The 18994-nt window shown below is 69.4% G+C and carries 14 protein-coding genes; all 14 read left to right on the top strand.

Annotation, left to right across the window (positions count from 1 at the left end; translation table 11 throughout):
- Window positions 1-93: 93 nt before the first annotated feature.
- The 14 genes from MARPU_RS16140 to MARPU_RS16870 all read left to right on the top strand — a co-directional run bounded on the left by MARPU_RS16140 (window position 94) and on the right by MARPU_RS16870 (window position 18974).
- Complete coding sequence (locus MARPU_RS16140) at window positions 94-1254, top strand: PilT/PilU family type 4a pilus ATPase (RefSeq protein WP_005224902.1); 1161 nt, start codon at window positions 94-96, stop codon at window positions 1252-1254.
- 180 nt (window positions 1255-1434) lie between these two features.
- Complete coding sequence (locus tag MARPU_RS16135) at window positions 1435-2490, top strand: PilT/PilU family type 4a pilus ATPase (RefSeq protein WP_025275407.1); 1056 nt, start codon at window positions 1435-1437, stop codon at window positions 2488-2490.
- Window positions 2491-2620: 130 nt separating this feature from the next.
- A complete protein-coding gene (locus tag MARPU_RS16130; protein ID WP_005224900.1) occupies window positions 2621-4297 on the top strand; it encodes a hydantoinase/oxoprolinase family protein in 1677 nt (558 codons plus the stop codon).
- Complete coding sequence (locus MARPU_RS16125; protein ID WP_005224899.1) at window positions 4291-5604, top strand: histone deacetylase family protein; 1314 nt, start codon at window positions 4291-4293, stop codon at window positions 5602-5604. Before MARPU_RS16130 ends, MARPU_RS16125 begins: the two co-directional genes overlap by 7 nt.
- Window positions 5605-5843: 239 nt before the next feature.
- The gene (locus MARPU_RS16120) at window positions 5844-6113 is read left to right on the top strand and encodes a transcriptional regulator (RefSeq protein WP_005224898.1); all 270 of its coding nucleotides are present in this window, start codon (window positions 5844-5846) and stop codon (window positions 6111-6113) included.
- Window positions 6110-8122 carry a hydrogenase 4 subunit B gene (hyfB, locus tag MARPU_RS16115; protein ID WP_005224897.1) on the top strand — a complete coding sequence of 671 codons (2013 nt, stop codon included), beginning with the start codon at window positions 6110-6112 and terminating at the stop codon, window positions 8120-8122. Before MARPU_RS16120 ends, hyfB begins: the two co-directional genes overlap by 4 nt.
- 78 nt (window positions 8123-8200) lie before the next feature.
- Window positions 8201-9166: a respiratory chain complex I subunit 1 family protein gene (locus MARPU_RS16110; protein WP_005224896.1), complete on the top strand. Its 966-nt coding sequence runs from the start codon at window positions 8201-8203 to the stop codon at window positions 9164-9166.
- The gene (locus MARPU_RS16105; protein ID WP_005224895.1) at window positions 9163-9849 is read left to right on the top strand and encodes a hypothetical protein; all 687 of its coding nucleotides are present in this window, start codon (window positions 9163-9165) and stop codon (window positions 9847-9849) included. The genes MARPU_RS16110 and MARPU_RS16105 overlap by 4 nt, the downstream gene beginning before the upstream one ends.
- Complete coding sequence (locus MARPU_RS16100; RefSeq protein ID WP_005224894.1) at window positions 9846-11318, top strand: hydrogenase 4 subunit F; 1473 nt, start codon at window positions 9846-9848, stop codon at window positions 11316-11318. The genes MARPU_RS16105 and MARPU_RS16100 overlap by 4 nt, the downstream gene beginning before the upstream one ends.
- Window positions 11315-12904, top strand: coding sequence for a hydrogenase large subunit (locus tag MARPU_RS16095; RefSeq protein WP_005224893.1), 1590 nt, complete (start codon window positions 11315-11317; stop codon window positions 12902-12904). Before MARPU_RS16100 ends, MARPU_RS16095 begins: the two co-directional genes overlap by 4 nt.
- 31 nt (window positions 12905-12935) lie before the next feature.
- Entirely contained in the window at window positions 12936-13454 is a 519-nt protein-coding gene (locus tag MARPU_RS16090) for an NADH-quinone oxidoreductase subunit B family protein (RefSeq protein ID WP_005224892.1), read from the top strand.
- A 56-nt stretch (window positions 13455-13510) separates the two neighbouring features.
- On the top strand, window positions 13511-14278 hold the full coding sequence (locus MARPU_RS16085; protein WP_005224891.1) for a polysaccharide deacetylase family protein: 768 nt from the start codon (window positions 13511-13513) through the stop codon (window positions 14276-14278).
- A 106-nt stretch (window positions 14279-14384) separates the two neighbouring features.
- Complete coding sequence (locus MARPU_RS16080) at window positions 14385-16433, top strand: HDOD domain-containing protein (RefSeq protein ID WP_005224890.1); 2049 nt, start codon at window positions 14385-14387, stop codon at window positions 16431-16433.
- An 18-nt stretch (window positions 16434-16451) separates the two neighbouring features.
- Window positions 16452-18974 carry an EAL domain-containing protein gene (locus MARPU_RS16870; RefSeq protein WP_005224889.1) on the top strand — a complete coding sequence of 841 codons (2523 nt, stop codon included), beginning with the start codon at window positions 16452-16454 and terminating at the stop codon, window positions 18972-18974.
- The last annotated feature ends 20 nt before the right edge of the window (window positions 18975-18994 follow it).

Genomic DNA, 18994 nt, shown 5'->3' with positions numbered 1-18994 from the left:
CTTTTTCTTTGTCCACATCCCGGTCACGGGCAGGGTCTTGTCGGTGCCGGTGAGGTGATACACTCGGTGGTCGAGAATCAACGAGGTATCGCCATGGATCGCCAACAGGCCGCGCGTTTCATGCTCGACTGTCTGCGCAAGATGGTCGCCAAGAAGGGCTCCGACCTCTTCATCACCGCCGGCTTCCCCCCCGCCTGCAAGATCGACGGCCGTCTCACCCCGATCGGCGATCAGCCGCTGAGCGCGGCGCAGACCAACATCCTCGTGCGCTCGATCATGAACGATCGGCAGATCCGCGACTACGACATGCACAAGGAGTGCAACTTCGCGATCCACCCCCAGGACATCGGCCGCTTCCGCGTCAACGCCTTCGTCCAGCAGGGCAAGGGCGGCGCGGTGCTGCGGACCATCAACGCTCGCATCCCCACCGCCGACGAACTCAAGCTGCCGCCGGTGCTGCTCGACATCGTCATGGCCAAGCGCGGCATGGTGCTGCTGGTCGGCGGCACCGGTTCGGGCAAGTCGACCTCGCTGGCGGCGATGGTCGGGCATCGCAACCAGGAGACCCATGGTCATATCGTCACCATCGAGGATCCGGTCGAGTACGTCCATCCCCACGGTAACTGTCTGATCACCCAGCGCGAGGTCGGGGTCGACACCGAGAGCTGGGAGGCGGCGCTGGTCAATACCCTGCGCCAGGCCCCGGACGTCATCCTCATCGGCGAGATCCGCAGTCGCGAGACCATGGAGCACGCCATCAACTTCGCCGAGACCGGCCATCTCTGTCTCTCGACGCTGCACGCCAACAGCGCCAACCAGGCGCTCGATCGCATCATCAACCTCTTCCCCGAGGAGCGGCGCGCGCAGCTGCTGATGGATCTCTCGCTCAACCTCAAGGCGGTGATCTCGCAGCGCCTGCTGCCCTGCACCGACGGTGGCCGCATCCCCGCCGTCGAGGTGATGATCAACTCGCCGCTGATCCAGGACCTGATCTTCAAGGGCGACGTCAGTGGCATCAAGGAGGTGATGAAGCGCTCGCGCGAGCAGGGCATGCAGACCTTCGACATGTCGCTGTTCGATCTCTACGAGGCGCGCAAGATCAGCTACGAGGACGCGCTGCGCAATGCCGACTCGATGAACGAGCTGCGGCTGATGATCAAGCTGCAGGGGCAGGAGACGCGCAACAAGGATCATTTCGAGCCGGTCGACGGGCTGTCCATCCTCGACGACGAGGACAGCCCGCCGTTTCGCTAGTGCGCTGGCCCCGGCGCGACGGGGTCAGCCGACGGTCCGCGTCGATGGCGATGGGTAAAAGCCATTGACGGGGAACAAAGATAAATGCATAAGGATATAAGAATTCCTTTATAAGTTAACTCCGCAACCCCTCCGTCTTCACCCGCGCCCCCGCGCCGAGCCCCGGAGCCCGACATGGCGATGGACATCACCCCCTATCTCGAGATGATGATCCGGCATAACGCCTCCGATCTCTTCCTCACCCCGGGCATGCCGGTGAAGATCAAGATCGACGGCGTCATCCGCCCGATCGGCGAGACCGTGCTCACCCCGACGGTGTGTCGCGAGGCCCTGGCCTCGCTGCTCGATCCGGCCAAGGCGCGCGAGTTCGAGGAGGAACTGGAGGTCGACTTCGCCGTCGCGCTCGACAATCGCGCCCGCTTCCGCGTCAACGCCTATCACCAACGCGGCTACCCCTCGATGGTGCTGCGCTACATCCGCACCACCGTCCCCAGCTGCGACGAACTCGGGCTGCCGGCGGTGCTGCCCAAGCTGATCATGCACCGGCGCGGCATCATCCTCATGGTCGGGGCCACCGGCTCGGGCAAGTCGACCACCCTTGCGGCGATGCTCGATCACCGCAACAGCAGCGCCCCGGGTCACATCATCACCATCGAGGACCCGATCGAGTTCGTCCATCCGCACAAGCAGTGCATCGTCAGTCAACGCGAACTCGGGCTCGACACCAAGAGCTACGCCAAGGCGCTCAAGAGCGCGCTGCGCGAGGCCCCGGACGTGGTGCTGATCGGCGAGATCCGCACCCGCGAGACCATGGAGGCGGCGCTCGAGCTAGCCGGCACCGGTCACCTCGCCGTCGCCACGCTGCACGCCAACAACGCCTATCAGGCGATGGAGCGCATCATCAACCTGTTCCCCCAGGCGCAGCACAAGACGCTGTTCACCGACCTCTCGGTCTATCTGCGCGCGATCGTCTCGCAGCGCCTGGTACGCACCCAGGCCGGGTCGCGCTGCGCCGCGATCGAGGTCATGGTCAACACCCCGCACATCGCTGACCTGATCCGCGACGGTCAGGTCGAGGCCCTCGGTCAGGCGATGCAGCAGAGCGGCGAGGAGGGCATCCGCACCTTCGACGACGCCCTGCTCGCACTCTATCGCGACGGCACCATCTCGCTGCAGGAAGCACTCGACAATGCCGATTCCGCCGCCAACCTGGAGGCGAGGATCCACTTCGGCTGACCTGGATGGACCCGCGCGCGACCACAGTGGTGGCCGGACGCTCCGCCACCCGAACGACCAACCGGCGGCCTAGGGGTCGCCCGCTATCCAGCCCTGGGCGCACGGACCGGGGTCTCTCGCGGAGGAATGGATGATCATCGGACTGGACGTCGGCGGAACCCATGCCGACATCGTCTTGCTCGGCCCCGACGGGGTGCGCGCGCGCGCCAAGGTCGACACTGACCCCGACGACCTGGGTGCGACCCTGCTCGAGGCCCTCGACCGGGTGCTGCACGCCACCGAGCCGACGGCGGTGCGCCGGGTGGTGCTGAGCACCACGCTGACCACCAACGCGGTGGTCGGCGCCGGTCTCGCCCCGGTGGGGATGCTGGTGTGCGCCGGTCCCGGGGTCGACCCCGCGCTCTATCGCACCGGCGAGCACTATGCAGTGGTGGCGGGCGCGATCGATCATCGCGGTCGCGAGATCAGCCCGCTCGACCCCGCGCAGATCGACGCCTGCGCCGAGCGCTTCGCCGCCGCCGGCATCCGTTATGTCGGCGTGGTGGGCAAGTTCTCCACCCGCAACCCGGCCCACGAACTGGGCATCGCCGAGCGTATCGCCGAGCGCTTCGAGCGGGTGTTCACCGGTCATCGCGTCTCCGGGCAGCTCAACTTCCCCCGGCGCATCGCCACCACCCATCTCGCCGCCTCGGTCTATCCGCTGCACCGCAACTTCTACGAGGCCATCGCCGAGGCGCTGCGCACCCGCGGGGTGAGCGCCCCGGTGCATCTGCTCAAGGCCGATGGCGGCACCCTGTCGCTGGCCGCCTCGCTCGACTCTCCGGCCGAGACCGTGCTCTCGGGGCCGGCAGCGAGCGTGATGGGGGCCATCCCGGTGGCCTCGCCCGACGAGGACGTGGTGGTGCTCGACATCGGCGGCACCACCACCGAGATCGCCCTGCTCAGCGGCGGTTCGCCGCTGCTCGAACCGCTCGGCATCACCATCGGCGCCACCCGCACCCTGATCCGCGCCCTGCTCAGCCGCTCGATCGGCGTCGGCGGCGACAGCGAGGTGCGCTGTGTCGAGGGCAAGATCACCATCGGTCCACGCCGACTCGGCGCACCGCTGGCGCGCGGCGGACCGGCGCTCACCCCCACCGACGCGCTGATCGCCCTCGGCGAGAGCGAGCGCGGCGACCCGCAGGTGGCCGCCGCCGGGGTGGCGCGGCTCGCCGCCGAACTCGGCTGCGAGCCGGCGATGGCCGCGCGCGCGGTGATCGATCACGCCTGTCGACGGATCATGGCCGCGATCGATGGCCTGGTCGATCAGGTCAACGGCAGTCATGTCGATACCATCCACGAGCTGCTCGACGGGCATCGCATCCGCCCGGCGCGCATCCTGGTGCTCGGCGGGCCGGCCGAGTCGCTGGCCCCGCACCTGGCGCGCCGCAGCCAGCTGCCGGTCGAGCTGGTGCCCGATTCGGGGGTGGCCAACGCGATTGGCGCGGCGATGGCGCGCCCGACCGATGCCCTGAGCCTGATCGCCGATACCGAGCAGGGCTGGGTGAGCTGCTCCGGGAGCGACCGGCAGTGGCGGTGCGATCGGAGTTATCGGCGCGAGCAGGCACTGGAGCAGGCCCAGGCATTGCTCTTCGAGCGTCTCGGTCCCGAGGCCGGGACCCCGGAGCTGGAGGTGGTCGAGGACCTCGAGTTCAACATCGTGCGCGGTTTCTCCACCGTCGGGCGCAACATCCGTCTGACCCTCCAGGTCAAGCCCGGGCTGCTCGAGCCCTTCACCCCGGAACACGCGAAGGTCGTTGCATGCTGAGCGCCAAACACGAGACCGGGCTGGTCCTCTTCCCCGCCTTCGACTGGGCGATCGAGCCCACCCACCCGGAGCGCGAAGAGCGCCTGCTCTACACCCGCGACCAGATCTGCGAGGAGGGTCTGCTCGATCTCGAGGGAGTGCGCGAATACCGCCCCGAGCCGGTCTCTGTGGCCGACGTGCAGCGGGTCCACTTCTGCCCGTCCGGGGTCGAGACGGTGGCCGGCGAGTCGCACCGCATCGCCGCCGGTGGCGCGCTGCGTCTCGCCCGCGCCTGGCACGCCGGCGACATCGAGCGCGGCTTCGCGCTGGTGCGCCCGCCGGGGCATCATGCCCAGCGGGTGATGCACGGCGGGCGCGGCTTCTGCGCGATCAACAACGAGGCGATCATGATCGAGGCGCTGCGCCAGCAGCACGACATCCGCCGCGTCGCCATCATCGACACCGACTGCCATCACGGCGACGGCACCCAGGACATCTACTGGCACGATCCCGACGTGCTCTTCATCTCCATCCATCAGGACGGTCGCACCCTCTATCCCGGCACCGGCTTCATGGACGAGCAGGGCGGACCCAACGCGGTCGGCACCACCGTCAACATCCCGCTGCCGCCGCGCACCTCGGACGCCGGTTATCTGGAGATCGTGCGCGACACCGTGCTGCCGATCCTCGAGGACTTCGAGCCCGAGCTGGTGATCAACTCCGCCGGTCAGGACAATCACTTCGCCGACCCGCTCACCGACATGGACTTCAGCGCCCGTGGCTATGCCGAGCTGACCCGGCTGCTCGCCCCGGACCTGGCGGTGCTCGAGGGCGGCTATTCGATCGAGAGCGCGCTGCCCTATATCAACATGGGCATCCTGCTGGCGATGACCGGGCTGGAGAGCGATCACGTCGTCGAGCCCTACCGCCGTCCCTCGGGCGGGGTGCAGCCCGAGGAGATCACCGAGGCGGTGCGCCGCATCGGCACCCGCACCCGTGCCGTCTGGGCCAAGCGCGAGCAGCGTCAGGCACAGCTCCACGCGGTCAGCGACGAGTGTGCTCATCGCACCCGCGAGATCTACTACGACACCATCGACGCCTTCGAGCAGCAGCACGAGGCGGTGCGGCTGTGTCGGCACTGCGGCGGCGCGCTGCGCATCGCCACCCGTATCGGCGACGGCCCGCAGACGCTCGCCGTCCATGTCCCGCTCTATGCCTGCGACGACTGCCGTCGCGCCGCGCTGCGCTGGTTCGAGCAGGCGCCCGACGAGGGCTTCGCCACCGCCTTCCTCCAGGACCGTCCCGCCGATCGCTATCTGATCCGCTGATCGCGATCTTCCCCCGCCTCGCCCGCCGCTGCCGTTCGTCGGCGGTGGTGCGCGAGGCGCGTCTCCCCCGTTCGACTCCAGGCACCGGCGTCTCTGCGCCGTCGTGACGGGCGCTCGTCTGTCCGATCGTCAGCGTCCAGTGTGATATTTGGGCGGTGATTTATCATGTTCAGAGTTTGCATAAACATGGTTCAGAGTACTAAGCTAATGTACAAATACTAATTAGTGATGTCTGAGACATGATTACAGCCGCGCAACTTCGTGCTGCCCGCGCCCTGCTGGGCCTCGATCAACGCCGACTGGCCGAGGCGGCGGCCCTGTCGCTGCCGACCATCCAGCGCATGGAGGCCAGCGACGGTCAGGTGCGCGGCAATGTCGAATCCCTGGTCAAGGTGGTCGAGGCGCTCGATCGCGCCGGTATCGAGCTGATCGGCGAGGGCGCGGTCAGTGCCGGTGGCGGACGCGGGGTGCGGCTGAAGGTCATGCCGCCGGACGACGATCGCCCATGAACATCCACCCCGCCCTGTCACTGGCCCTGCTGGCGCTGACCCTGGCGCTGGCCTCGGCGTTGGTCGCGCTGCCGGCGGCGCGCCGCCCGTCTCTGCTGCGTTGGGCCTCGCTGCCGCTGCTCGGGCTCTCCGGGGTGGCGGCGAGCGGCGCCGGACTCTGGGCCCTGGTCGAGGGGCTCGATCTCGGTCTCGTCCTGCCGCTGGGGCTGCCCTGGCTGCCCTGGCACCTCCAGCTCGACGCCCTCGCCGGCTTCTTCCTCGCGCTGATCGGCATCCTCGTCACCGCCGCCGGCATCTATGGCCCGGCCTATGTGCGCGGGCTGGAGAACGGACGCGAGTCGCTCGCCGCGCTCGGCGGCTTCAGCGGGCTGTTCGTCACCGGCATGCTGCTGGTGGTGCTCGCCGCCGACGCCTTCGTGTTCATGGTGGCCTGGGAGCTGATGTCGCTGGCCTCCTATTTCCTCGTCGCCTTCCACCACGACAACCCCGCCAACCGCCGCGCCGCCTTCCTCTACCTGCTGATGGCCCATGTCGGCGGGCTGGCGATTCTGCTCGGCTTCGGCGTGCTCGCCGCCTTCGCCGGCGGCTTCGAGTTCGAGCTGCTGCGCGGCGCGGCGCTGTCGACGCCCTGGGCGAGCCTGTGCTTCGCCCTGGTGTTGCTCGGCTTCGGCATGAAGGCGGGGCTGGTGCCGCTGCACGCCTGGCTGCCCGAGGCGCACCCGGTGGCGCCCTCGCACATCTCGGCGCTGATGTCCGGGGCGATGCTCAAGGTCGCCGTCTACGGCTTCGTCCGCGTGGTCTTCGACCTGATCGGTCAGTTCCACTGGCAGTGGGGCGTGGTGATGCTGGCCGTCGGCAGTCTCTCGGCGCTCACCGGGGTGCTGTTCGCAATGATGCAGAGCGACCTCAAGCGGCTGCTCGCCTACTCCTCGGTGGAGAACCTCGGCATCATCTTCATCGCCCTCGGTCTGGCGGTGCTGTTCATGGCCACCGCCCATCCGACGCTCGCCGCGCTGGCCTTCGTCGCCGCGCTCTATCACGCCATCAACCACGCGCTGTTCAAGGGGCTGCTGTTTCTCGGCGCCGGGGCGGTGCTGCACAGCACCCACGAGCGCGATCTCGAGCAGATGGGCGGACTGTTGCGGCGCATGCCCTGGACCGGGCTGTTCTTCCTCGTCGGCTGTGTCGCGATCTCGGCGCTGCCGCCGCTCAACGGCTTCGTCTCCGAGTGGTTGACCTTTCAGGCCGCGCTCCAGGCCTGGCAGCTCGACAGCGGCGTGCTGCGCAGCCTGATCCCGATCGTCTCGGCGGTGCTCGCGCTCACCGGCGCGCTGGTGGCGGCGACCTTCGTCAAGGTCTATGGCGTCGCCTTCCTCGGCCAGGCGCGCTCGCGTCACGTCCGGCGGGCCCGGGTGGTGCCGCTGGGGATGCGCTGGGGGCAGGGGCTGCTGGCGCTCTTCTGCGTGCTGCTCGGGGTGCTGCCGACCCAGGTGATCGCGCTGCTCGACCCGGTTGCCGTGGCCGTCGTCGGCACCGGGTTGCCGCAGGCGGCCGCCGGTGGCTGGCTGTGGTTGACCCCGGTCTCGGCCGAGACCGCGAGCTACAGCGCGCCGCTGTCGATCCTGCTGCTGGCGCTGATCGCCGGCGCGGCGATCCTCTGGGCACGGCGCGGTCGGGTACGGCGAGTGCGCCGCTGCGACCCCTGGGACTGCGGCCTGACCCCGCCGACGCCGCGGATGCAGTACAGCGCCGCGGCCTTCGCCCAGCCGATCCGCCGGGTGTTCGCGCTCGCCTTCGCGATCGACGAGCGCAAGCCCGCGGCCACCGATACCCGGCCGCGCTATCGCCTGCGCATCGCCGATCGCGCCTGGTCGCTGCTCTATGTGCCGCTGGCCCAGGCGGTGGAGTCGGCCGCGCGCCGGGTGGTGCTGCTGCAGTCGGGGAACGTGCGGGTCTATCTGGGCTGGACCCTGGCGACGCTGCTGGTGCTGTTGTGGATCATCTCGTGATCGCGGCGCGCGCCCTGCTCAACCCGGTGGCGTCGCGCCCAGTCGCGGCGCGCCCACTGCCGTGCGGGACCCTGTGCGATGGATGAACCTGTGATGCTCTCGGCCTGGGGGATGGCGCTGTTGCAGGCGCTGCTCTACCCCGCGCTGGCGCCCTTGCTGATCGGCTGGGTGCGCAAGGTTAAGGCGCGGCTGCACAACCGCCGCGGCGCCTCGGTGCTGCAACCCTACCGCGACCTGCGCAAGCTGCTGGCGAAGGAGACGCGGGTGGCGCACACCGCCTCGCCGCTGTTCCGCCTGGCGCCCTACGTGGTGTTCGTCGCCACCTGGCTGGCCGCGGCCACGGTGCCGCTGGTGGCACGCGATCTGCCGACCGCGCAGATCGCCGACATCATCGTGCTGGTCGGCCTGCTCGGACTGGCGCGCTTCTTCCTCGCCCTGGCGGGGATGGACGTCGGCACCGCCTTCGGCGGCATGGGCGCCTCGCGCGAGATGATGGTCTCGAGCCTCGCCGAGCCGGCGATGCTGGTCGCGGTCTTCACCCTGGCGATGAGCGCCCACAGCACCAGTCTGTCGAGCGTGATCGGCTATCACCTGACCGAGGGCTTCGTGGTCCGGCCCTCCTATCTGTTTGCCTTCGGCGCCCTGGTGCTGGTGGCGCTCGCCGAGAGCGGGCGCATCCCGGTCGACAATCCCACCACCCATCTCGAACTGACGATGATCCACGAGGGCATGCTGCTCGAGTATACCGGCCGCCACCTGGCGCTGATGGAGCTGGCCGCGCACCTCAAGCTGATGCTCTACGGGGTGCTGATCGCCAACGTCTTCGTGCCCTGGGGGATCGGTCAGGCGTTCGCGCCGGTGGCGCTGGTCCTGGGCCTGGGGGCGATCCTGCTCAAGCTCGCGGTGCTCGGCGCGGCGCTCGCCATCGGTGAGACGGTGGTGGCCAAGATGCGGCTGTTCCGCGCCCCGGCCTTCCTCAACCTCGCCCTGTTGCTGGCCCTGCTCGGGCTGCTCAGTCACGTCATCCTGGAGGTGGGCGCATGAGTCTCACGCAACTGCCGCTGCTCGAACAGTTCGTGCTGCTGCAGGCGGCGCTGGTGCTCTTCCTGTCCTTCGGGCTGCTGTCGCAGACCCGACTGCTCGCTGCCATCCACGCCTTCGCCTGGCAGGGTGCGCTGATCGCGGCGGTGACCCTCACCGTGGCGATCGCCGGGCACGCGCACCATCTCTACTTCTCGGCGCTGCTCACCCTGGTGCTGAAGGCGATGCTGATCCCCTGGATGCTGCACCGGCTGGTGCGCCGACTTGCCCTCGAGCGTCACACCGAGACCCTCAGCCACCCGGCGCTGGTGAGCATGGCGGCGGTGGCGCTGGTGATCTTCAGCTACTGGGTGGTGGTGCCGATCGTCGCCGAGGAGCTGACCTTCACCCGCAACATCGTCGCGGTGAGCCTGGCGGTGGTGCTGATCGGGCTGCTGATGCTGGTGGCGCGCCAGCAGGCGGTGGCCCAGGTGCTCGGCTTCATGTCGATGGAGAACGGGCTGTTCCTGGCCGCCGTCTCCGCCACCGCCGGCATGCCGCTGGTGGTCGAGCTGGGCGTGGCCTTCGACGTGCTGGTGGCGATGGTGCTGTTTGGGGTGTTCTTCTTCCAGATCCGCGACAGCATCGACTCGCTCGACGTCGACCGCCTCAACCGACTCACCGAGACCGAGGAGGAGACGCCATGAGCGCGCTGATCCTGATCCTGCTGCTGCCGCTGGCCGGGGCGCTGGCACTCGCCTTCGTCAGCTCGGTGCGCTGGGCCGGCTGGATCAACCTCGGCGTCGCCGCACTCACCCTGGCCGCCGCGTTGTGGCTCGGCTGGGCGGTCGCCGCGCACGAGGTGGTCGCCGGGCTGCACTTCAGGGTCGATGCCTTCAACGTCTATCTGGTGGTGCTCACCGCCTTCGTCGGTCTGACCACGGCGATCTTCTCGCGCCCCTACATGCGTCACGTTTGTGCCAGCGCCCGTATCAGCCCGCCCGGGGTGCGCATCTATCACAGCATGTACCAGACCTTCATGCTGACCATGCTGGTGGCGCTCACCACCGACAACCTCGGCGTGCTCTGGGTGGCGGTCGAGGGCGCGACCCTGGCCACGGTGCTGCTGGTCTCGCTCTATCGCACCCCGGAGGCGGTCGAGGCGGCGTGGAAGTACTTCATCCTCTGCGGCGTCGGCATCGCCCTGGCGCTGTTCGGCACCGTGCTGACCTACTTCGCCGCCCAGCAGGTGCTCGCCGACCCCACCGAGGGGCTGACCTGGAGCGTGCTCTACGCCGACGCCGCGGCGCTCGACCCCACGGTGATGCGCATCGCCTTCGTCTTCCTGCTGGTCGGCTACGGCACCAAGGTCGGGCTGGTGCCGATGCACCAGTGGCTGCCCGATGCTCACTCCGAGGGTCCGACGCCGATGTCGGCGGTGCTCTCCGGGCTGCTGCTCAACGTCGCCCTCTATGCCGTGGTGCGGCTGAAGATGCTGGTCGACGGCTCGCTGGCGGCGACCGACACCCCGCACCTGGCCGGTGCGCTGCTGATGGGCTTCGGGCTGATCTCCTTCCTCGTCGCCGGGCTGTTTCTGCACCGCCAGCGCGACATCAAGCGGATGTTCAGCTACTCCTCGATCGAGCACATGGGGCTGATGACCTTCGCCTTCGGGCTCGGCGGGCCGCTGGCCACCTTCGGCGCGCTGCTGCACATGCTGGTGCACTCGCTGACCAAGTCGGCGATCTTCGTCACCGTGGGGCACGCCGCGCACATCGCCGGCACCCAGTCGATCGACCGCATCCGCGGGCTGATCCGTACCCAGCCGGCGGTCGGCTGGTCGCTGTTGCTGGGGGTGGTGGCGATTGCCGGCTTCCCGCCGTTCGGGGTCTTCGCCAGCGAGTTCCTGCTGCTCACCGCCACCATCCAGACCCAGCCGTGGTTGAGCGTGGCGCTGCTCGGCGGGCTGGCGGTGGCCTGTGCCGGGCTGTTCCGTCACGTCCACCCGATGGTCTACGGCACGCCGCCCGAGGGTCAGCAGCCGGTCGAGGCCAACATGCTACCGGTGATGGTCCATCTCGGGCTGGTGCTGTGGCTGGGGCTGGCGATCCCGGCGCTGCTCGCCGGCTGGCTCGACCGGGCGACCGGACTGATCGCGGGGAGTCATCTGCTATGAACGTCACCGATCCGCTCGCCGACCTGCAGGGGCTGCTCACCGCCCCGGGCATCGGCGCCACCCCCTGCGCCACGGCTGCCGGGGTCGAGTCCTGTCTGGCGCTGCCGGCGGCGCACTGGGGCCTGCTCGCCGAACTCGCCGCCGACGCCGGGCTGCGTCACGCCGGGCTCTGGGCCGATGCGCTCGATGACGAGCGGCTGCGCGTGCAGGCGCTGTTCGCCGCCGCCGACGGCTATCTGCTGGCGCAGACCGAGGTGACGGGTGCGCCGCCCGAGCTGGCCTCGCACACCCCGCTCTTCCCCGGTGTCGATCGTCTCGAACGCCATGCCCAGGACCTCCTCGGGGTGCGCTTCCTCGGTCATCCGCGCGGCACGGTGCGCTGGACCCGTCATCAGGCCTGGCCGGAGACGGCCCACCCGCTGTGTCCCGACTTCCCGCTCGCCGGCGACCATCCCGGTCGCACCCCCGCCGATGGCGACTACCCGATCGTGCGGCTGCAGGGCAACGGCGTCTGTGAGGTGCCGGTGGGACCGGTGCACGCCGGGGTGATCGCCCCCGGGCACTTCCGTTTCCAGGTGATGGGCGAGGACGTGCTGCGGCTCGAGGAGCGCCTCGGCTATGTCCATAAGGGTATCGAGAAGCATGCCGTCGGTCGTGATGCGGCGGGGCTGGTGCGACTCGCCGCGCGGGTCGCCGCCGACAGCACCGTGGCCCATGCCTGGGCGGCCTGTCAGGCACTCGAGCGCGCCTGCGACACCGAGGTACCGGCGCGCGCGCTCTATCTGCGCGCGCTGCTCGCCGAGCGCGAGCGGGTGGCCAACCATCTCGGCGACATCGGCGGGATCTGCAACGACGTCGGTTTCGGCTTCGGCCAGAGCCAGTGCGCGCTGCTGCGCGAGCGCTGGCAGCGCGACAACGCCAACCATTTCGGCCATCGTCTGCTGATGGACACCCTGGTCCCCGGCGGCGTGGCGCGCGACCTCGACCCCGCCGCGCCGGAGCAACTCATCCAGGCCCACGGCGAGTTGCGTCGGGTGTTGCGCCGGCTGTTCGACATCCTCGACGACCACCCGCCGCTCAACGACCGTCTGCTCACCACCGGCATCCTCGGGCGCGAGACAGCGCGCACGCTCGGCTGCACCGGCTATGTCGCCAAGGCCAGCGGGCTCGACCACGACCTGCGCCACCACGTCCCCTACGCACCCTACGACCGGCTGCGGCTGCAGCCGGCGGTGGTCGAGCACGAGGGCGACGTGGCGGCGCGGATGCGGGTGCGGATGCGCGAGATCCACGCCAGCCTGGGGCTGATCGAGCAGCTGCTCGCCGCGCTCCCCGAGGGCGCGATCGCGATGCCGCTGACGCCGCGCCCCGAGGCCAGCGCGCTGGGGTTGGTCGAGGGCTGGCGCGGCGAGTCGATCGCGCTGGTGCGGCTCGACGCCGCCGGGCGGGTGGCGCGCTACTTCCCGCGCGACCCGAGCTGGTTCAACTGGCCGGCGCTCGAACACCTGATCCTCGGCAACATCGTCCCCGACTTCCCGGTGTGCAACAAGTCGGTCAACGGCTCCTACTCCGGGGTGGACCTGTAGCGCCCGCCCCAGCATCGACAGGCACTGAACCATGTTCCGCATCCTCAACCAGATCGTCCGCACCGGGCTGCGTACCGAGCCGGTCGCCCGCCCCGACGCCGCCGGGCTCGAACGTCTCGGTATCGAGCTGCGCCGCCGGGTCGACGCGCGGTTCGGCCACAGCCTCGCGATCCGTCAGGTCGATGCCGGTTCCTGCGGTGGTTGCGAGATCGAGATCCACGCCCTCGCCAACGCCTATTACGATCTCGAACGCTTCGGCATCCGCTTCTGCGCCTCGCCGCGTCATGCCGACGCGCTGCTGGTCACCGGGCCGGTGTCGCGTCACATGGAGCAGGCGCTGCGCCGCACCTGGCGCGCCATGCCCGCGCCCAAGTTCGTCATCGCCGCCGGTGACTGCGCCTGCGACGGCGGCGAGTTCGGCGAGAGCTATGCCAGCTGCGGCGCGGTCGAGCGGGTGATCCCGGTCGACGTGCGCATCCCCGGCTGCCCGCCCACCCCGCTGCAGCTGATCGAGGGGCTGCTGGCGGCGTTGGCGCAGGATCGCGACTGATCGCGACCGCCCACGACGGTATCCTTGGCGCTCATCCCCATCGCACGAGTGTCACCATGAGCGAGCCCCGTCTCTCGATCCTGATGTATCACCAGGTCGGCGATTTCGCGCCGATGCGCGCGCATCGCGCTAACTACTGCGATCGCCGTCGCTTCAGCGCGCAGATGGCGTTGCTCGCGCGCCTCGGCTATCGGGTGATCGGGCTCGACGAGGCGCTCGCCGGGCTGCGCGGCGAGCGCACGCTGGCGTCGCGCTCGGTGGTGCTGACCTTCGACGACGGCTATCGCAACTTCGTCGACCACGCCCTGCCGGTGCTCGCGCGTCACGGCTTCCCGGCCACCGTCTATGTCATCAGCGATTGGGTCGGGCGTCGCGCCGAGTGGTTCGCCAAGGATCCCGGTCGCCCGGTCCCCGAGCTGATGGACGCCGCCGCGCTGCGCGAGGTCCATGCCGCGGGCATCACCATCGGCTCGCACACCGCCAACCACGTCAAGCTCGGCGCGTGTGAGCCTGCGCGTCAGGCCGAGGAGCTGGGCGCCAGCCGGGCGCGACTCGAAGACCTGCTCGGTGCCCCCGTACAGCACCTCTGCTATCCCTTCGGCAGCTTCGATCATCACACCCCGAGGCTTGCCGCCGCCGCCGGTTATCGCTCGGCGACGACCTGTCTGCGTGGCGCCGCGACCCGTGCCGATCACCCGCTGGCACTGCCGCGCAAGGCGATCTCCTTCGGCGACGATCTGCTCGGTTTCTGGTGGAAGGTCTCGATCAAACACGCCCCCAAGCCTGATCTGGTGAGCTGGCGTGCGCGATTGGCGGGTGAATGAGCGGGTGAAATTCATTACACTTTTCGCGTCAATCATGCGCTACGGGCACACCATGGAATGATGACCTGGAGCGATCCCTCGACGATCGATCTGCGGTGTTCGTTCTATGGCCACAGCAAGCATTGGTATCGATCCGACCGCGCTCGACGCGCTGCCCTCGCCACCCCTGGTGCTGCTCGAACTGCTCGATGCCTTCGTCGACGACGAGGTCGAGTTCGAGACCCTGGCGCGGATCTGCGCGCGCGACCCGTCGCTGACCACGCGGATGCTGGCGATCGCCAACTCCGCCGCCTTCCGCCGTCGTGCGCCCACCTTCACCGCGCTCGAACGGGTGTTGGTCACGCTCGGGTTGGATACCATCAAGACCATTGCCCTGACCACCGCGCTGGTCCAGGCCTTCACCCCGGAGCGCCCGCTGTCTGCCGCGACGCTCGCCGCCTTCTGGCGTCATGCCCTGGTCACCGCCGCGCTCGCCCGCGCCCTGGCCCGTACCCTCTCCATCGACGAGCCCGAGCGGCTCTATCTCGCTGGTCTGCTGCACGATATCGGCCGCCTGGTGATCGCCACCCAGTGTGGTGAGTGGCCGCCCGAGCCTCCCGGCGAGGGTGGCGCCGCGCGTCTGCTCGTGTGCGAGCGCGAACGGATCGGCGTCGATCACTGCGCCGTGGGTGGCGCGCTGCTCGCTGCCTGGCGGTTGCCGGAGCCACTGGTGATGGCGGCACGCCACCATCACGCCTCGCTCGCGGCACTGGCCGACGCGCCGTCGGCGCTGCGCCTGGTTCACCTGGCCAATGCACTCGACAGCCCGCACTGGAGCGAGCCCGAGGCCCTGGCGTTGGCCGACGCACTGTTCGGTTTGACCCCGACGGTGGCGCAGCGGCTGCACCGCGAGGCCGAGCAACAGGTCGAGCCGCTGTGCGCGGCACTGGGGTTCGAGAGCGGTAGCGCGCCGGGTGCGCCGCTGGCGCGCGCGCTGCGTGATCGCGCGCTGGTCGACGGACTCGACGGCCAGCTCGCCCGCGCCGAGGACGAGGGCGCGTTGCTCGCGACCATCGCGCGCTGCGTGGTGGTACTGTTCGGTATCGACCGGGCACGCTTCCTGGTGGCGGAGGAAGGCGAGCGGTTGCGCGGGCACGACCCGCTGATGGCCGACCCCGGATTCGAGGCGATCGACTGTGCCGCCGACGGTCCGCACCTGCCCGCTCGCGCCTTCGCCGGCGAGCCCTGCTCGGCGCTGCTCGCGGACGACGACCTCGGGGTGCTCGAACACCAGCTCGCCGGCGGCGCCGAGGCGCTCTATTGCCTGCCGCTGCGTGCCGCGGGTGTCTCCGGCGCGGTGCTGGTGCTGGCGCCGAGCGCGGTGCAGCTCGCCCGGCTGCGCGAGCGCGAACGGTTGCTGCTGACCTTCGGCGAGGTCTGTGGTCGGGCGCTGGCGCGCCAGCGCGACCAGCGGTTGCTGCACCAGCGCGCCGCGCAGGAGCGCGCGCTGCTCGAACAGGCGCGACTGCGTCAGGTGGTGCACGAGGCGGGCAATCCGCTGAGCATCGCCCAGAACTATCTCGAACTGCTCGCCCAGCGTCTGGCCGACGACGCCGAGGCCAATGCCGATCTGCTGGTGTTGCGCGAGGAGTTGGAGCGGGTCGGGAGCATCCTGGTGCGCCTGGTCGATGGCGACGAGGCCGTCGGCGCCGGCGCCGACGAGGACCTGGCCGAGTCGCTGCGCCGACTCGTCGGGGTACTCGACCACGCCCTGTGCCGACCGCGCGGGATCGCGTTCAGCTGCACCTGTCCGACCTCACTGCCGCCGCTGCGTCTGGAGAGCGACGCCCTGCGTCAAGTGGTGGTCAATCTGGTGCGCAACGCCGCCGAGGCACTCGGTGAGGACGGACGGATCGCGGTGGTCCTGGAGGACGGGGTGCGGGTTGGCGGTCGTGCCCATGTCGAGTTGCGGGTCGAGGACGACGGTCCGGGGCTTGTCGCCGAGCGGCTGGAGACCCTGTTCCAGCCGCAACAGAGCACCAAGCCGGGACATGCCGGGGTGGGGCTGACCATCGTGCGTAATCTGGTCGAGGCGGCTGGGGGCCTGGTGAGCTGTCGCAGTCGGCCGAACGCCGGTTGTCGCTTTCAGATCCTGCTGCCGTTGCGTCGGCCCTGAGCGAGACGGAGCGAAGCGATGAGCGATCCCCAATCCCCTTCCCCCTCGGTGCTGGCCGGGGATGGCTGCCGACGGTTGCTGGTGGTCGACGACGAGCCACGCAGTCGCGCCAGCCTGGAGCGATTGCTCGGGACGCGGGGCTTTTCGGTGCGCGCCGTCGCCGGTGTTGCCGAGGCCCTGGCACAGCTCGAGCGCGAGCGCTTCGACCTGATCCTGCTCGATCTGATCTTGCCGGTCGGCGACGGCGTGCAGGTGCTCGACCGGCTCGCCGAGCGCGGCGAGGAGGTCGCCGTGGTGGTGGTCAGCGCCACCCGCTCGGTGGCCGAGGCGACCCGGGCGCTGCGTCACGGTGCCTGTGACTTCGTCGCCAAGCCCTATCGGCTCGACACCCTGCTCGCGGCGATCGCGCGCGCCTGCGAGCGCGGCGCACTGACTCGCGCCCAGGCGACCATGCAGGCGCGGCTGCGCGATTCCGAGCGTCTCCATCGCTTCCTGGTGCATGCCTCGCCCGACCTGGTCTTTCTGCTCAGCGGCGACGGTCGGGTGCGTTTCGTCAACGACCGGGTCGCGGTGCTGTTGCAGCGCCGTCCTGAGAGTGTGCTCGATCGCCCGCTGCTCGAACTGGTCGCGCCCGATCATCGGGGGCGCGTCAGCGCCCTGCTCGACGAGCTGCGCGAACCGGGTGGCAGCGCCGAGGGTCGGGTACGCGCCATCGAGTTGGAGTTGCTCGACGGCGCCGACGAGACGCCGCTGCCGGTCGAGATCAAGCTGCTCGCGCTCGGCGACGGCGGCGAGACGCCCGCCGGGGGGGAGCTGTTCGCGGTGGTGCGCGATCTTGCCGCGCACCGTCGCGCCGAGGAGGCGATGCGGCGCTCCTTTGATCTGCTGCATCACGTCATCGCCGCCAGTCCGGCGGTGGTCTATGCCCGCGAGCCGGAGCGTCCGACGCGCTTCATCTTCGTCAGCGACAACCTCCGTCAGCTGCTCGGCTACGACCCCGAGCAACTGGTCAACGGCGCGCTGGTGTGGGAGGGGCTGATACACCCGGACGATCTCGACGTGCTCGACGCCATGTTCGACGGCGATGCCCAGCGCGCGGCCAACGGCGAGTACCGCATGCGTCATCGCGATGGCGACTGGCGCTGGGTACGCGACAGCGTGCGTCTGCTGTGCGACGGCAGCGGTCGGGCGGTGGAGCTGGTCGGCTCCTGGCTCGACAACACCGAGGCCCATCGGCTCTCCGAGGAGCTGCGTCGTCAGGCCAATCTCGATGCGCTCACCGGGTTGCTCAACCGCAGTGCCTTCGAGCAACGACTGCAGCGGGCGATCGAGGAGGCGCGACGCGAGCACCGCCAGCATGCGCTCTGCTATCTCGACCTCGATCAGTTCAAGGTGATCAACGACACCTGCGGACACATCGCCGGCGATGCGGTGCTGCGTCAGCTCGCCCATGTGCTCGCCGCCTGCATTCGTCAGCAGGACACCCTGGCGCGACTCGGCGGCGACGAGTTCGGGGTGCTGATGGAGGGGTGCGAGCACGCCGGTGCGATCCGGGTCGCCGAGGCGCTGTGCAAGGCGGTGGGGGATTTCCACTTCATCTGGGGCGACAAGCGCTTCCGGCTCGGGGTGAGCATCGGGCTGGTGTCGATCGACGCCACCAGCGAGGGCCTGGTCTCGCTGCTCAGCGCCGCCGACAGCGCCTGCTACGCGGCCAAGGACGCCGGGCGCAACCGCATCCATGTCTATACCGCCGACGATGCCGAGCTGGCGCGCCGTCACGGCGAGATGCAGTGGGTGTCGCGGATCAATCTGGCGCTCGAACAGGCGCGCTTCGGGCTCGCCTTCCAGCCGATCGTGCCGATCAACGGCGACGGCGACGGCGCGCACTACGAGCTGCTGCTGCGGATGTACGACGACGACGGCGCGGCGGTGATGCCCGGCGCCTTCCTGCCCGCCGCCGAGCGCTATCACCTGATCGGACGGATCGACGAGTGGGTGCTGGAGACGGCCCTCGCCTGGCTCAGCGATCACCCCGAGCATCTCGACGGACTCAACCTGTGCTCGATCAACCTCTCCGGGCACTCGCTGAGCGACCCCCAACTGCTCGATCGCATCGCCTCGCAGTTGCACCGACACGACACCATCGCCGCCAAGCTCTGCTTCGAGGTCACCGAGACTGCGGCGATCTCCAACATGACCAATGCCCTCGAGTTCATCGAGGCGTTGCGCGCGCTCGGCTGTCGCTTCGCCCTCGACGACTTCGGCAGCGGCTTGTCCTCCTTCGCCTATCTGAAGAACCTGCCGGTCGACTTCATCAAGATCGACGGCATGTTCATCAAGGACATCGCCGACAACCCGGTCGCTCGCACCATGGTGCGCTCGATCAACGAGGTCGGTCAGGCGATGGGAATGCGCACCGTGGCCGAGTTCGTCGACGGCGATGCGACCCTGGAAGTGCTGCGCGGCATCGGTGTCGACTACGCCCAGGGCTATGGCGTCGGTCGGCCGCGCCCGATCGAGGAACTCGTGCGATCATGTTAGGGATCTGTCCCGTGCGATTG

This window comes from Marichromatium purpuratum 984, assembly GCF_000224005.2.
Classification (GTDB): Bacteria; Pseudomonadota; Gammaproteobacteria; order Chromatiales; family Chromatiaceae; genus Marichromatium; species Marichromatium purpuratum.
This window is presented reverse-complemented; position numbering and strand designations above follow the sequence as displayed.